This is a genomic window from Nocardiopsis listeri (genome assembly GCF_020741345.1).
Taxonomy (GTDB): Bacteria; Actinomycetota; Actinomycetes; order Streptosporangiales; family Streptosporangiaceae; genus Nocardiopsis; species Nocardiopsis listeri_A.
This window is the reverse complement of the sequence record NZ_DYZD01000053.1, coordinates 52206-67161: the sequence shown is the minus strand read 5'-3', so window position 1 is coordinate 67161 and position 14956 is coordinate 52206. Positions and strand designations below refer to the sequence as shown.

10 protein-coding genes are annotated in these 14956 nt (G+C 69.1%); 4 read left to right on the top strand and 6 right to left on the bottom strand.

Annotated elements, in window-relative coordinates; all coding sequences use genetic code 11:
* Positions 1 to 20: 20 nt before the first annotated feature.
* Positions 21 to 470, bottom strand: coding sequence for a pyridoxamine 5'-phosphate oxidase family protein (locus tag K8V84_RS03280; RefSeq protein WP_304070164.1), 450 nt, complete (start codon positions 468 to 470; stop codon positions 21 to 23).
* Positions 471 to 809: 339 nt separating this feature from the next.
* Here K8V84_RS03280 and K8V84_RS03275 point away from each other — a divergent pair, with 339 nt between their 5' ends.
* Positions 810 to 2228 carry an MFS transporter gene (locus tag K8V84_RS03275; RefSeq protein ID WP_304070161.1) on the top strand — a complete coding sequence of 473 codons (1419 nt, stop codon included), beginning with the start codon at positions 810 to 812 and terminating at the stop codon, positions 2226 to 2228.
* A gap of 403 nt (positions 2229 to 2631) precedes the next feature.
* On the opposite strand, the gene K8V84_RS03270 is transcribed toward K8V84_RS03275, so the two are convergent.
* Entirely contained in the window at positions 2632 to 4338 is a 1707-nt protein-coding gene (locus tag K8V84_RS03270; RefSeq protein ID WP_304070158.1) for an ATP-binding protein, read from the bottom strand.
* A gap of 252 nt (positions 4339 to 4590) precedes the next feature.
* Positions 4591 to 4764 (bottom strand): FxSxx-COOH cyclophane-containing RiPP peptide, encoded by a 174-nt coding sequence (gene fxsA, locus K8V84_RS03265; RefSeq protein WP_304070155.1) that lies wholly within the window; start codon positions 4762 to 4764, stop codon positions 4591 to 4593.
* A 259-nt stretch (positions 4765 to 5023) separates the two neighbouring features.
* Between fxsA and fxsT the strand changes: the two genes are divergently transcribed.
* Positions 5024 to 7579 (top strand): FxSxx-COOH system tetratricopeptide repeat protein, encoded by a 2556-nt coding sequence (fxsT, locus tag K8V84_RS03260; RefSeq protein ID WP_304070153.1) that lies wholly within the window; start codon positions 5024 to 5026, stop codon positions 7577 to 7579.
* 52 nt (positions 7580 to 7631) lie between these two features.
* Here the strand turns inward: fxsT and K8V84_RS03255 are convergent, their stop codons facing one another.
* Both K8V84_RS03255 and K8V84_RS03250 read right to left on the bottom strand, forming a co-directional pair.
* Complete coding sequence (locus K8V84_RS03255) at positions 7632 to 8945, bottom strand: HEXXH motif domain-containing protein (protein WP_304070150.1); 1314 nt, start codon at positions 8943 to 8945, stop codon at positions 7632 to 7634.
* Positions 8946 to 10163, bottom strand: coding sequence for an FxsB family cyclophane-forming radical SAM/SPASM peptide maturase (locus K8V84_RS03250; RefSeq protein ID WP_304070146.1), 1218 nt, complete (start codon positions 10161 to 10163; stop codon positions 8946 to 8948).
* A gap of 527 nt (positions 10164 to 10690) precedes the next feature.
* Here K8V84_RS03250 and K8V84_RS03245 point away from each other — a divergent pair.
* Positions 10691 to 12166 carry a hypothetical protein gene (locus tag K8V84_RS03245; RefSeq protein WP_304070144.1) on the top strand — a complete coding sequence of 492 codons (1476 nt, stop codon included), beginning with the start codon at positions 10691 to 10693 and terminating at the stop codon, positions 12164 to 12166.
* Positions 12167 to 12561: 395 nt separating this feature from the next.
* Here K8V84_RS03245 and K8V84_RS03240 read toward each other — a convergent pair whose 3' ends face one another.
* Positions 12562 to 13056 carry a GNAT family N-acetyltransferase gene (locus tag K8V84_RS03240; protein ID WP_304070141.1) on the bottom strand — a complete coding sequence of 165 codons (495 nt, stop codon included), beginning with the start codon at positions 13054 to 13056 and terminating at the stop codon, positions 12562 to 12564.
* 159 nt (positions 13057 to 13215) lie between these two features.
* On the opposite strand from K8V84_RS03240, the gene K8V84_RS03235 reads away from it, so the two are divergent.
* The gene (locus K8V84_RS03235) at positions 13216 to 14886 is read left to right on the top strand and encodes a hypothetical protein (RefSeq protein WP_304070139.1); all 1671 of its coding nucleotides are present in this window, start codon (positions 13216 to 13218) and stop codon (positions 14884 to 14886) included.
* The last annotated feature ends 70 nt before the right edge of the window (positions 14887 to 14956 follow it).

Here is a 14956-nt window from a genome sequence, read left to right as displayed (position 1 = left end):
CGGCAGGGGCCTGTCGGAGTTCAGGAGGTGCCCGGCGCCGTCCCGGACGGAGTGCTCTCGGGGGCGGCCCCGGCCATCAGCCAACGGGTGACGCCGATCTCCAACAGGGAACGGTGTGGGTCGGATCCATAGGGCGTGCGGGGATCCCAGCCGTAGCGGTCCTCGAAGGCGGCGAGCACGTCGTCGGGGAAGTCCTCACGCACGGTCGCCAGGCCCTGGGCCACGACGGGGTGGTCGCCATCCTCCAGAGCCAGACTCACCCTGGGGTCGCGCAGCGCGTTGCGGACTTTGACCGAGTGCGTCGAGGCCCCGATCCACCAGCGTTCGCGCAGGTGGACGAACCACACGGGCACCAGGTGCGGCGAACCGTCCGCGCGCAGGCTGCACAGCCAGACGTTGCGGTCGCCCGCCAAGCGTCGCAGGACGCCTCGGGGGGTGGGGGCCGGGTTCGGGCTGTCCTCGCCGGTCACGTCTCTCCTTCATTTCGGTTCACCGGACGAGGCTAGGACCTCGACCCTCGTTGAGGTCAACCGACCGAATCCACGTTCGGACCGAACTGAATCAAAAACGCGGGAAAAAGTCGACACATCACGATTCCCCCCTTGCCACTCGGCGCCACACGTTCTACAACCACGGGCAAGGTGAATTCTTTCCCGCTACGATGATCGCTGTCTTGGAGAACGGCGTCGATCACGCGACCGGGGCACCACAGGCCCGACCACACAGCACGTTCCGAATTTGCGTTTATCACCTGAACGTCCTTTTCGGACCTTTTGGGCCACACCGTTCAACCACCGGCACGGATAGCGATGTCCAGCACAGACCAACTCAATGGGGAGACCGTTCCGCCACGGGCGGGCGCCGGTTGGCGTCACCATTTCGCCCTGTTGTGGAGCGGAGTGGCCCTGTCCGGCCTCGGCACCATGACGTTCGGGTTGGCCATCCCGCTCTTGGCTCTGTTCCACACGGGCTCCCCCTCCCTGGCCGGATGGATCGCGGCGGCGGGGATGGTTCCACGGACCCTGCTGCACATCCCGGTCGGGTTGGTGGTCGACCGACACGATCCCCGCAGCGTCATGGTCGTCGGCCTCCTCGGTCGCATCCTGTGCGTGGCGCTGTTCGTCGTCCCCGTCCTGGTACTGGACGCCCCCGTGGCGATCCTCGCCCTCGCCTCGGCCCTGCACGGGGTGTGCGGAACCCTGCACTCCACCGCGGGCGCGGCCGCCGTCCCCCGTCTTGTCCCTCACGAGGAGTTGGCCGGGGCCGCCGCCAAGAACGAGGCTCGCAACGACGCCACCCAGATGCTCGGGCGTCCTTTGGGCGGGGCCCTGTACGGGCTGGCGCATGGGCTACCCGCGTTGTTCGACGTCCTGGTGTGCCTGCTGTCGTTGTGGGCCACGCTGCTCCTTCCCCCCATGCGCCGACGCAGCGCCCCGACGCGAGACCACCGGGATCACCGACGCGGATCCAGGGTCGCCGGGTTGGCCCGCGAACTCGCCGGGGGATTCGTCCTGGTGCGCGGTGACCGTTTCCTCCTGCTCTCACTGGTGGTGTGCACGGTCACCAACGCCCTGTTCCAGGTGGTGTGGCTGGTGATCATGTTGATGACCAGCCAAGAGGGCATCTCACCCTTCGTTCTGGGGCTGGTGCTGGCCGCCACCGGGGCGGGCGGCCTTCTCGGCGCCATCGCCGCCCCGTACCTGGTCCGTCGGCTGGATCCTGCCCGCATGGTGCGGGCGTGCACGTGGGCGTGGCTGCTGCTGACCGTGGTACTGCTGAGCGCCGACCGGGCCGGCCCCGGCTGGACGGCGGTGGTCCTGCCGCTGATCTGGGGCGGGATCGGGTTCGTCGGCGCGCACATGAACGTCACCGTGACCACCTACCACACCGCCCACGTCCCCTCCCGGATGCTGGGCCGGCTCACCGGAACCCTGCGGTTCCTCACCGGTGCCGCCCTGCCCCTGGGGCTGTTGGCGGGGGGTTACACATTGGAGCACCTGGGCGTGCCCACCACCCTGCTCCTGGTGGTGGCCATCGCCGGGGCCGTCGCGTTGACCGTCACGCTGGTTCCTCAGGCGCGGCGGGTACCAGGTCGTGCCCGCCCCGCCCGAACACCTCCGCGAGTTCCCGAAGCCCCTCCATCAGTTCGCGGTGAACCGGCTCCGCTCCCCCGCCCGGATCCGGCCGTACCTGGACGTGGCCCAGCGTCCGATCCACCGCGTCCCTGAGTCTGTCGACCGCCCCCTGCTCGCTGGTCGGTAGCAGGTCGCGTACACGTTCGACGGCGATCACCGCCTCGTACAGGTGTCCTCGGCACTCGCGCACCTCCTCGGCCAGGTCGTTTCCGCCCTCCCCCGGAGGTCCGAGTCTGCGCAGCGCACCGATCTGCCGCATGCTCTGGTCGAGCCGGTGGACCCCGTGGCGAACGTCCTCCAGGCGTTGCCGGACCTGCCGAACGCGGGAGCGTTCGCGTTCGTTCGCCCGTCTTTCCCGCTCCAACATCAGATTGTGCTCGGCTCGCCATCGCTCCACCGTCTCGGCACGCCAGGCGGCCAGGGCCGTGGCCCCCAGGGTGCTGGTCGCCGTCACCACACCGGTGATCAGCGCCACCAGAACGGTCGGATCCACTGCTCACCCTCTCCATCTGTGTTGCAGGGGGGTTCGTTCCTTGGCCTCGACGTCTCGGATCTCCTCGCGTGTGCGCCGTGCCTCGGAGACACCACCTCCGCCCCGCAAGGCGCCCTCCAACTCGTCCAGGGCGGCCTCCGGCTGTCCCGCCAGCCAGAGCACCTGGCCGATACCCGCCCGCAGACTGGGGTCTCCGTGTATACGGCCGGTGATCGCGGAGATCAGGGTCAGGGCGCTCGCGCGTTCACCGCAAAGGAGCCGGCTGCGCGCCTCGGCCACCAGAAGGCGGAGCACCGCCGCGCCCTCGCCGACGGACTCCCGGATTCGGGCCGCCTCGGCGTAGTACTCGGCCGCGGCCCGAACCTCGCCCCGTTCGAAGGCCAGGTCGGCCGACAGGGTGGTGAAAAGAGCGTGAGCCCCTGGGCCGGGTGCGGGTCGGGACCGCAGGGCCTGCGCGGAGTGTTCGGCGGCCAGAACGAATTCCCCTCGGGTGCGCGCCCCGATCGCCACACTCAGCCGCTCCCCCTCACCCCAGGCGCGCATCTGGCGAGCGTAGGGAGACATGGCCAGGCCCATGAGGGGGCGGGCGAGACGAGGATGGCGCAGGACCCAGGTGGTGCCCTCGGTATGGGTGGTGACCAGTCGACGGTCCTCCAACGTGTGGACGATCCCGGGGGTCAGGGGGCCGTTGGGGTCGAGGGGCGAGGGCCCGGTCGGTCCTCGATCCCCGGAGACCACGAGTCGGCGCAGCCAGGACTGTGGGACATCGGGTGGGACCAGATGTTCGGCCGCCGACTCCTCCAGGAGCCCGGCCAGACGTTCGGTGAGGGCGCGGTCGATCTCGGTGTCGTCTTCGGGGACGAGGGTGGTCTGTTCCTCGGCCGTCTCCTCCCACAGGGTGAGCCCCAGTAACTGTACGAGCGCCGGCTCGACGTTCCTGGTGCGGTGGTCGGGGCGCCCGTCGGGGGTACGAACGGTGCGCGTCTCCTCCACCAGTCGCCCGGGTTCCACCGGCCCGATGCGTGATCCCACCGTGGCCAGGCAGCCCGCCACAACGGACCGGGCGGTGTCCGGGGCGAAGGGTCCCAGCGCGACCTCCGCGTGTTCGACCTCGCGCTTGTCGACGAGTCGGCGCATTTCGTCGAGGTGGCCGCTGCGCACGGTCACCAGCAGACGCAGGTCCTCACGGACTTCCAGGGCCCCGAAGAGTTCCTCCAGGAAGTCCTTGCGCCACCGCTCGGGTACGGGCGAGCGACGCAGGAGGAGTTCGGTCTGGTCCACTACGGCGAACACCGGGCGGGAACGGCCGTAGCGGTCGGTTCCGGTTCGGGCGCGCAGGAAGTCGACGAGCGAGGTGCCCGGGACGTGGGTGGGGAACTCCTCCGGGCTCCACACCGCCAATAGGGCCCGGGTGTAGGGGTTTTGGGCGGGCAGCACCGCGGAGGGGAAAACGGGGTCGAAGCACAGGTCCCCGGTGGGCAGCACCGTGTGCCCCTGGTCGGCCAGGGCGGGGGCCGCACCGGCCCGCACCAAGGAGGTCTTGCCGACGCCACTGTCGCCGTGCAGCACCGTGAGGCGATGCCCGGTCCAGGCCCGCACCACCGCTTCGGTCTCCTCGTCTCGGCCGAAGAAGAGCGGGCGGTCCCGGGCGAGATAGGGGCGCAGCCCGACGAAGGGACCGTGTGCGCGCCCGAGGACGGCTCGTGTCATGGAACGGCTCCCGGCCGGCGAGAACAAGGACGGTTCTGGCGCGAAACAGCGCTGTCCATAGTGTCACGAACCAGGCACCCTTTCGAGCCCCGGAGATATTCCTGTGGCTTTCAGGCTGCATCCGAACATGGAACGTGTCCGCGCTTCTCTGGAGAACTTGCCCAACACGAGCGCGACATAATCATGGTTGTCGAACGGGTGACGACAACGGGCACGGATGGTGTCCGAGCCCGCGATCGACATCCCGTTTTCTCATTCGGGGTCGTTGACGAACCCGGCGACCACCTCGGCGCCGGCCTCCCTCGGGTCGAGTACCGAGCGCAGGGCCTCCGCGATCACCGAACCCCCGATTCCGTCGAGGTCGTGCAGGGACAGCCCGCCGACGTCGACCAGGGCGGTGCCGCCGCCGAACTCGTGTTCCGCCATGTCCTTCCCTCCGTGTCGCCGCCTTTCGACAGCCCACCGTGAAAGGACGGTGGGTACCGCCCTTTCACGTGATCATTCGAACCGGTTGTCGTAGGGAGTTCTTACCACACACCTGTCGCCGGCTAACATCATCGCCTACGCTGAGTTTTCGCACATGATTCCCGAACGACTTCCAACGACACAACACAACACCAGGGCTTTTCCACAGGGCGAGAAATAGGGAACCTGGTGAGGCCTATGTGAAAACGGAGGAAACCGAGTGACCACTTCCCAGGGGCGTTTTCCCGGCCAGGGCAGGAGCCGATTCCCGGAGGTGTGGGGCAGGGTTCCACCGCGCCACAAGAACTTCACCGGACGCACCGACCAGCTCAACGAACTACGCGCCGGACTGCTCAGCCAGGTGACCGCGGTCGTACCCACCCCCGAGCCGGTGGTGCCCCGGACCCTTCACGGGTACGGCGGCGTGGGCAAGACCCTCATGGCGGTGGAGTACGCGCACCGGTTCCGGGACGAGTACGACCTGGTGTGGTGGGTGATGGCCGACCAGCCCGGCCTGGTCCGTTCCTCACTGGCCCACCTGGCGCCGCACCTGGACCTGCCCGGGCCCGCCGTCACCGGGGTGGAGGAGGCCGCCAACGGGGTCCTGGAGGCGTTGCGCAAAGGCGAACCCTACTCCCGATGGTTGCTCGTCTTCGACAACGCCGATGAGCCCGAGGAGCTCAACGACGTCATCCCCCAAGGGCCCGGACACGTCCTGATCACCACGCGCAACCACCGGTGGGGCGGGGTCGCCGAGACCGTCCCTGTGAACGTTTTCGCCGAGCACGAGAGCGTGGAGTTCCTCAAAAAGCGCATCCCTCGGGGCATCAGCGGCGAGGAGGCCACCGAGCTGGCCGAGGCGCTGGGGCATCTGCCCCTGGCTCTGGAGCAGGCGGGCGCCCTGCAATCCGAGACCGGGATGTCGGTCAGGGAGTACCTGGGGTTGTTGTCGGAACGGACCGGGCCCCTGCTCCGGGAGGGCAAGCCGCCCGAATATCCCCAGCCCATGACGGCCGCCTGGCAGTTGTCGGTGGCCAAACTGCAGGAGAACCTGCCCGAGGCTATGGAACTCCTGCGGTGCTGCGCCTTCTTCGGTCCCGAGCCGATCCCACGCGACCTCTTCTTCCCCGTGGACGAGGGCAGGGTGCGCCCGGAGATGGCACAGCTGATGTCCGACCCGATCCGCCTCAGCAAGGCCATCGGTCAGTTGGGACGATACGCGCTGGTCCGTCTGGACAACTCCAACCGCACCGTCCAGGTGCACCGGCTGATCCAGGCGCTGGTGCGCGAGGAGCTGGACGAACAGACCCAGGAGGACATCCGCCTGGAGGTGTGGTCGTTGCTCAGCGCCGCCGCCCCCAAGAACTTCACCGACGTCTCCTCCCAGACCCGCTACCTGGAGTTGCTCTCCCACATGCGTCCGGCCCGGGTCGCCGAGTCCACCATCCCGGAGGTACGGGAGTTCGGGTTGAACATGCTCGACTTCCTGTACACCTCGGGCAACTACGAGACCGCGAGCGAGCACGCACAGGGATTCATCGAGAAGTGGAGCTCCGACTCGGGCAACGAGGACCCGCACGTACTGCGGGCCCAGGCCAAGTACGCCAACCGGCTGCGCGATCTGGGACGGTTCACCGAGGCCCAGGACATCAACCGGGCGATCCTGCCCTCCATGACGCGGATCCTGGGCGCGAACCACTCCGACACGCTGTCGGTGCTCTCCGGGCGCGGCGCCGACTACCGTGCCCGCGGTGACTTCTGGAAGGCCCGCGAACACGATGAGGAGGTACTGCGCCAGTACGAGGAGGCGTTCGGGCCCAACGACCCCGCGACCCTGCGGGCCCTGAACAACCTCGCCCTGGACCACGCGTTGACCAGCGACTTCGGTGGCTCCCAGGCCAGGCACGAACGTTCCTACATGTTGTTCAAGCGGGTCGGCCCGTCCGGGGGATCGCCCGTTCTGCTCGCCTACTGGAACGCGCTGGCGCAGGCCGTACGTCTGTCCGGGGACTACACGGAAGCGTGCGACCTGGGTGAAGACGCCCTGGCCTACGGCCGCGACCAATTGGGGGTGGAGGACCCCCGTACCCTGCGCACCCAGGTGGACCTGGCCATCGCCCGCCGTCTGTCCGGTGAGGTCGAGGAGGCCCTCGACCTGGGACAGGACGCGCACTCCCGCTACCTGCGTCTGCACGGTATCCACCACCCCAGCACCCTGGCCGCGGCGATGTGCCTGGCCAACCTGTGGCGGATGACCGGGGAGCTGGACGGCGCGCTGGAACTGGCCGAGGACACCGACGTTCGCTACGCCCAGGCCTATGGCCATGACCACCCCTACAAGCACGGCTGCACCAGCAACGTGGCGCTTCTGTACCGGCTGTTGGGCGATCCGGAGCGGGCCAGGTCGATGAACGAGAGCGCGCTGATCGCCTTGGAGGCTCGCCTGGGCCGCAACCACCACTACACACTGGCCGCCGCCACCAACCTGGCCGGCGACCTGGCCGCGTTGGGCGACACCGACAACGCGGCCCGCCTCGGCCAAGGGACACTGCGCCGCTACCGCGCGTTGGTGGGAGAGGAACACCCCAGCAGCCTGGCCTGCGCCTCCAACCTGGTGTTGGACCTGCGGGCCGAGAAGAAGTCGACGGAGGCCAAGGAACTGTCCGACCACACCTACGACGCCTATGTGCGGGCCCTGGGCCGTGAACACCCCTTCACCGGCGCGTGCGAGGAGAACCGCCGACTGGTCGCAGATTTCGACCCGCCCCTGCTGTGAGATCGGCGCACCACGCGCTGTGAGGAATCGTGCGTCGGCGGGACCTCGGGGCTCAGCCCGGGGTCCCGTTGCGGGCGCGCCACCGGTCCAGGTGGCGGCGGGCCGCGTCCAGCGCGGCGCGTTCGGCCGGGTCCGGGACCGGCTCGTCCAACCACTCCCGCAGGGTGTGGTCGGTCAGTGCCAGAAAGCGCTTGCCCTCGGTGGTGAGCCGCCCCGAGTCGGCCAAGGCACGGGCCGCGTCGACCGTGGAGCGGCGCCAGTGCGCGAAGTCCACGTGGGCGCGACGTGCTTCCTCCCCCTCGGTGACATGCCGGTGTCGACGCCAGAACCCGGCCACGCCCAGATGGGCGTAGACACCCTGGAGCAGTCCGGAGGCGGGGCGGGGGTCGGGTCGCCAGGGCGCGTAGTAGCGACTCCCGTCCTCGGGCAGGGTGAGTTCGACCAGGTCGAGCAGGGCGGTGAGCTTGGCGTGCTGTACCTCGTGCGCGAAGGTGAGCGCGAACGGCACCGGGCCGATGGGACGGGACAGCCCCAGGTTCCCGAAGGCGTGCCGGGCCGTGGCGCTGGTGTGCACCTTGCCGCCCGGTGCGGTGATGGGGGTGAGCGTGATGACGATGGCGGACGTCTCCTCCGCGATGGTCCAGTGGTGGTCCACCAGTGACTCCCAGGCCTGTTGCAGGTTACGCCGCCACCAACGCAGTTCCTCCGCGTCCAGACGCCGAGCGACCAGATCGGTGCCGGGCATGCGGTCCGGGTCCTGGTCGTCCAGGAGCAGTTCGAGCCGCCGCCCCCGGTGTTGGGCGGCGAGTCGTCGCAGGGCGTGCCATCCGGGGGCGTCCTCGTGCGGGTCCTCGGGGACCTCCACCTCGGGCCGGCCCGCCACTCCGATGGTGGCCCGTCCGTCGACGATCTCCACCAGCGCGGAGGGCGCCTCGCCGACCAGAGCGCGCCCCAGGAAGGGCAGTGGAGCGGTCGGGCCGTCCAAGGGGATCTCGACGAGGGCGTCAACTCCGGCGCGCAGGGCCGCGGCCGCGGCGAGCGCGGACAGCACCCCGACCCGGGCGGGTTCGGTGCGGTGACCGGCCAGGGCCAGGGCGGTACGGCGTGCCCACACCCCGACGGTGGGGGCGCGCAACACCCGCGCTACCGGATCGGGCGCGTGCTGTTGGGCGCGGGCCAGCAGTTCGTAGGCGTCTCGAGCACGGTCGGCCCCGGGGTGTCCCGTCTCGTGGGCGACGTCCACGACACGGCGCAGCAGGAGCAGGTGTTTGCCGTACTGCGCGGAGCACAGGTGGGCGGCGGCGGCCCGCCCGCCTGCTCCTCGGGCCAGGTCGTCGAACAGCGGGTCGGGGACCGATCCCGGCATCTAGAGTTCCTTCCTGATACGGGCCACGTCGGCGGCCACGGTCCGGTGGATGTGGGTGATCAGGTGGTAGAGGTCGGCGCAGTAGACCGAGGGGTTGAGGAAACCGTGGCCGGAGCGGTAGCGGTGCGGGTAGAGCCCACCGCCGCACACCTTGGCCAGTGGGCAGTCGGCACAGGTGGGGCTCAGGGCACGGGCGCCGATCTGGCGGGCGGCGACCGAGGGCAGGTAGAGGGCGTCCTCGAAGGGGTGGGTGAAGGTGTGCAGGGGGGTGTGGGCGGCCCCCTCGAAGGCGGACTTGAGGCTGTCGACCTGTTCAACGCTCCCATCGGTTTCCACCACCACCAGAGCGGCCGGTGAGAGCCCGATGCTCTCGGCTCGGGAGGGGCCGCCCAGGATCAGGCGGATGATCTCGTTGAACATGCGGACGTTGGTCTCGCGTTCGGGTGCGCCGTACCAACGGTCGAACACCGCGGCCATCCAGCGTCCGTAGTGGGGTTCGGTGGGCGACCAACCCGGTGGCGGCTCGTCCCAGTGACCGTGCGGCAGAAGGAAGTCGATGCCGGGCGGGTCGTATCCGATCAGGTGCTCGAAGGTGGCGACGGGGTCCGACTCTAGGTCGACGGTGGTGAGCAGTCCGGACAGCAGTCGGCGGTCGCGGGTGTTGAGGCGTTCGATGCCGGCCTGGACCTCGGCGTGGCTGCCGCGTCCGTTGGCGCGGGTGCGGTGCCGGTCGTGGTCCTCGCACGCACCGTCGATGCTGACACCGACTCGGATGCCGAACTCCTCGAACAGGTCGAGGTAGTGCCGGTCGATGAGCACGCCGTTGGTCTGCATGCGCAGGACGACCTGTACGTCGGGGTCGCAGGTCTTGCGCAGCGACTCGGCGACGTACCTCAGGTGGTCGGGCCCCACAAGCAGGGGTTCGCCGCCGTGTAGGACGACGTCGACACGGTCACGGCCGTGGGCACGAGCGTGTTCGGCTATGCGTTCGGCGACCCGGTCGACGGTGGGCTTGGCCATGCGTCTGGGTTGGGAGCGCCAGCCCTGGTCGGCCATCTCGTACATGTAGCAGTAGTCGCAGGCGAGGTTGCAGCGACTGTGGATCTTGAGGATGAACTCGCGAAAGGGTGTGGGGCGCCAGCCCTGGCCGAGGAGTTCGTCGACGTCCATGCCTTCGGGCCATTCGGTGGGTCTTTCCGATCCGGTACTCCTTGTCACGCCGGGGGTCCTCCTGTGGTGAGGGCACGCGCGAAATACGATTGATCATCGCATTTACCGGAATACGTACTCTCGTGGGGTATCAACAAACCTCACCGGCGGGTAGTCCCTCCACGCCTTCTGGTAGCGCCAACCTGTCCTTTACGTCCGGTCCGTCCGGATTCATCCTGCAACGGGCCGCGACAGGACATCGACGGCACCCCGACCGATGAACTCCGGATCATGGCCGATACCGGCCGGCGCGACGATGATCGTCCAACCTCGGAACGCGGTAGCGATCCCTTTCGTACTCACGTCCCGAACCAGGATCTTTCGTCTCCCTTTTCAGGGTTTTCACCCGCCTTCGTTATGACGGTCCACAACCCCGAGGAATGGCGAACCGCTTCCCGTGAACCGGGGCGGCCGTCCGAACAGGCACGCCGGGCGCACGGAGCGGGGCCGGTTTCCGCGTTTCTCCGTGCGAGACCCCCACGTGCGGCTAGTCTGATGCCGTTTCGGCCACCACCGTCACTTTGGGTGAAGATTTGATGACTGAGCGCCTTCTCCCCGCCATCTCCGCCTGCCTCGACTGGGCGCAAACCGTCGAGGAACCCCCCACCCTGCACATCGAGGCACTGGTGCTCCTGCTCAGCGCCCATCAGGACGTGGGCGCCACCGATCCCGGCGACTGGACCGTGGACGACGTCCACGAGGTGGCCGCCCTGGTCCGTCACCGTGACCGGTTGCCCGAACTGTTCCGCGAGACCTGGCTCAGCTGGTGCGACCACCTGGTCACCGACGCACGCCTGATATCGATGGAGACCCCGCGCCGGCTGCGCGCGGCGATCGAGAACGTGGACCTGACCCGACCGGATCACGCGCCACCGGACTCCGAGGCACCACCGGAGATCGCCGTTCCTCTCCTGGAACGCCTGGGGTACGGGGAGACCGAGAGCCCCGAACCTCCGCGCCCCCACCTGCCCACACCCGTGGCCGACCTGGACATCCGCGCCGGAGCTTGTCCCACCCTGCACCTGGCCGCACGGCTGTCCGCGTGGATGGATCCCCAGGTGCTGCTCCGTCCCTACACCGAACACGACGCTCTCGGTGAGAACGACACCGCCGAGGCGGCCCGGGCCCTGGACGTTCGCTCCGACGAGATCCCGTTCCTGTTCACCGTCGCCCGTGCCGCAGGGCTGGTGCGCACCGATTACCTGCACGCCCGCCCCGGGCCGGCGGCGCACGCATGGGTCGAAGAGACCCCGGGCGCGGTCGCCGACGCCTGGGCCGATGCCCTGTCCACCATGACCGCCCGGCCCGGGGCCACACCCTTCCTGGTGCTCGGCGAACTCTTCCTCACCGGAAGGGCCCTGTCTTTGGACGATCTGGTCCACGTGTGCGCCGAACCGAACCCGAAGTCGTGTCTGCCCCGGGTGTTGGAGGTCCTGACCGAACTGGGAGCGGTCGTGCCGACAGGTGACGGTCGGTACCTGATCACGGGTCTGGGCGACCACTGTGTGGCCCGCCGACTGAGGGCCTGCGGGGTCGAGGTGCCCGGCACCCCACCGGCCCCGGGGCTGAGCCCCACCGAACTCCTGGAGCTGGCGGCGACGGCTCGACCGATCGACATCGAGCCCCTGCTGGATCAGTGGTTGGCGGGCCGGGAACCGTCCGAGGCCGCCCGTGGGCTTCTCGCCGCCGGATTGGCGCCGGAGGATCCCGAGGACTTCGTTCGTCGCGTGACCGAGCGCCCTCGGGGCGGCACCGTTCTGGAGTGCGCAGGCCAGGACTCGCTCTTGGCCGATGCCGTGCGGCGGGTCGACTCCTCGCAATCTTGTGATCCCTCACCGTCGCCCTTCGCCAGAGCCGGCGTGGACCGGTTCGAGGACGAGTCCTGCTTCGACTTCGCCGATGAGGACGCGTCTTCCTACGGAGCCGACGATGGGTACGGGTTCCCCTTCGAAACCGAAGATCAGCCCTACATGGAGTCGAGTCCGCACTGGGAGTCGGAGTCGAGTCACTGACCCGCCGGAGGACGTGGAGAGCCCCGCTACGCTCCACCACCGGATCCACCGACCCCACGCCCCAGGTCCCATGGGTTGCGGGCGTGCCCGTAAGTCACCGACTCGGCAGCGAAGCTCACCCCGGTTCCGGTGCGGTGCTCTGCCCCGGCGCCAGCAGACCCGCCTTGCGAAAACGGGCCATGACCTCCTGATTTTCGGCAGACACTCCGGTTGGGGTCGGTCGAAGTCGTGGGACAGCGCCTGTTCGAACAACGGCCGGGGCAGGGCGTTGAGTTCGGTGTGGGCCCGGGCCAAGACCTCCCTGGCCGCCGGCTCCACCTCCGCGAGTGAGACCTCCCCGGCCCGTAGTTCCGCCACCAGGGCGGTGACGTCCGGTTCGGCGTACTCGTCGGGGCTCAGATCGCTCGATCCCTCAGGTTCCGGGAGTAGACGAGGAGGTCCACCCCGGGGACGGGTGACCAGTCGCGCTCCGGCAACCGGGTGAACCCGTGAGCCTCGTACAGCCGCCGGGCACCGCTCATGATCTGCTGGGTGGACAACACCAGGCGATCGAGCCCGTCACGTTCGGCGCGTTCGATCACGGCCTTGACCAGGGTGGAGCCGACTCCGCGGCGTTGGGCCTCGGGAGCGACGGCGAAGGCCCGGATCTCGGCCTCCCGCGGCCCTCGCGCCACCTCGCAGCGCGGTCCCCACGGCACGTACACGACCGTGCCCAGTACGGTGTCGCCGTCCACGGCCGCCATGACCTCGTCCGGGGCGTCCCACCCCAGTTCACGCAGGGTTTCGGCGTAGGAAGGGCCGGCGTCCAGCAGGCCCTGCCCCAGGTAGGACCGAACCCTCAGTTCCCCGATCACGTCGTGCTCGGTGGACAGTGCGGTACGAATCATCATCCCGGTATTCAAGCAGAATGGCTCCTGCCCTCGCCTCCACGTTTCCTTCACTCATCCGACCTGGGAAAACAGGGTTATCCACAGGCCTTCTGCAGATTTCTTCGCCTTCACCGACGATGGAGTCACGGCCATCTCGACACCTGATTCCCGTGGGGCGCCATGACCATCGTCGAACCCGTCCGTTTCCGTCTGCTCCGAGGCACCGTCCCGTATCTGATCTCCCTCGCCGTCGAAGAGGGGTTGCGCACTCTGAACGAGTTCCTTCGCCCTCGTCCCACCCTCACCCCTCCAGGCCCGAAGGGCCCCGTACGGGTTCCGAGGCACGGCGTCCCCGAAGAGCCGCCGCCCAAGACCAGGACCCCGCGCACCGCGATGAGCGACATGTGCCGACAGCACGACGAGGCCAAGGCCCCGTACACCGGCCGGCCCCGTTGTGGAATGGGCGTCCCGTTGCGTGGTGAGGGTGGCGGCCGCACGCCGAGGGCGATGTGGCGGCCGACCGGTGATCGCTCCAAGGTCGATCGGGCATCCGGCCAGGTGATCGGTCGACATCACCGCGAACCGCTCGAGGAGGTCACCGTGGGCACCGCCCCCGCAGCGATGGACGGAAGCCCTCGTGGAAGGTTTGATCAGCAGGGGGAGAACTTCGGCGCGTCCGTCGGGGAGACCATGTCCTCCTCCGCTGAGGAAGTGGACCTTCGTTGGCGTCCGCAGACCCGCGATGAGGGTCCACTGACCATCCGTCTGGTACCGGTGGGTCAGGCGGCTCTTCAGGCGCGGGGGTGCCCGGGTCTGATCGACGCCCTGCGGTTGACCTCGTGGGTGGGTTCGGCGGTGCCCCTGGCCCGCGGAGGCGGGCCCGAGCGGTTCCGCGCCGAGGACCGGAGTCGGGCCGCCGCCGATCTGGGTCTGCCCCCCAAGGAGATCCCCCAGGTGTTCGAAGCTGCGCTGCGTGCCGGGTTCCTGTACACCAGCGCCTCCGATGTCCTGCCCGAGGACGCCATGGGGATCTGGTATGACGATGAGCGCCTCGTGCGGGCCTGGTCACGGGCCCTTCCGGTGCTGGCGGGCCCCGATCCGGCTCTTCGCGTTCTGGAGGTCCTCTTCACCTGCGGACGCGGTCGGTCCCTGGAGGAGTTGGCGCACGAACTCGACGACACCGAAGGCGTCCCTGCGGCGGTGCACTCCCTGATTCGTTCGGGGGCGGTGGAGCCCCTCCCGAACGGCCGGGTGCGCATCACCCGTTTGGGTGACCACGGTATGGCCCGTCGTCGACACGAGCGGGACGAACCGTTGTCGGAGCATCCGCGGGTCTGCGATCTCTCGGCGCGGGCACTGTTGCTGCTCCTTTGGGGCTCACGGTCGGTCGACGTCGAAACGATGGGGGCGGAGTGGGTCGCCGAGCGTGGTGCGCGAGAGGCGGCCAGGTCGCTGTTGGCCGCCTGTACCGACCCCGCGGACTGGCGGTTGCGTGTGCGCGCCTTCCGGGTGCTTCGCGGGGTGGGGTCCGAGGCCGACGAGGTACTGGACACCTACCGTGATCACCCGGTCCTGGGCGGTTGGGTGGCCCACGCCCGGTGTCGTACCGGGCGGGTCCGGAGCGCGCAGTTGGTGATGGCGGTGCTCGACACCTATGCCGTACGGGTGGATTCGGGACTGCCGTTGCCGGAGGACCGCGAGCTCTGGCGCGATCCGGAGACCGTCACGAAGTTGATGTGGGGGTCGGGGCATCCGGCCGCCGACAGCGTGCTCAGTGCGATCGCCCTGGGCGCGTTGGGGCCGCGTCCGGCTCGCGCCGCCCGCCGCACACCCGTGTTCTACAACGGGTAGGGCCGTCTCTGTGCGGCGCACGCGCTGCCGCCCCACCCCTGCCCCACCGGCGTTCCGGTCGGGGCCGGGG

Coding starts and splice junctions, on each gene's coding strand:
- K8V84_RS03255 (WP_304070150.1), bottom strand. CDS start 8,945: ATGCCGGGATCGGTCCCCGACCCGCTGTTCGACGACCTGGCCCGAGGA.
- fxsA (WP_304070155.1), bottom strand. CDS start 4,764: ATGGCGGAACACGAGTTCGGCGGCGGCACCGCCCTGGTCGACGTCGGC.
- K8V84_RS03240 (WP_304070141.1), bottom strand. CDS start 13,056: ATGATGATTCGTACCGCACTGTCCACCGAGCACGACGTGATCGGGGAA.
- K8V84_RS03275 (WP_304070161.1), top strand. CDS start 810: ATGTCCAGCACAGACCAACTCAATGGGGAGACCGTTCCGCCACGGGCG.
- K8V84_RS03270 (WP_304070158.1), bottom strand. CDS start 4,338: ATGACACGAGCCGTCCTCGGGCGCGCACACGGTCCCTTCGTCGGGCTG.
- K8V84_RS03235 (WP_304070139.1), top strand. CDS start 13,216: ATGACCATCGTCGAACCCGTCCGTTTCCGTCTGCTCCGAGGCACCGTC.
- K8V84_RS03245 (WP_304070144.1), top strand. CDS start 10,691: ATGACTGAGCGCCTTCTCCCCGCCATCTCCGCCTGCCTCGACTGGGCG.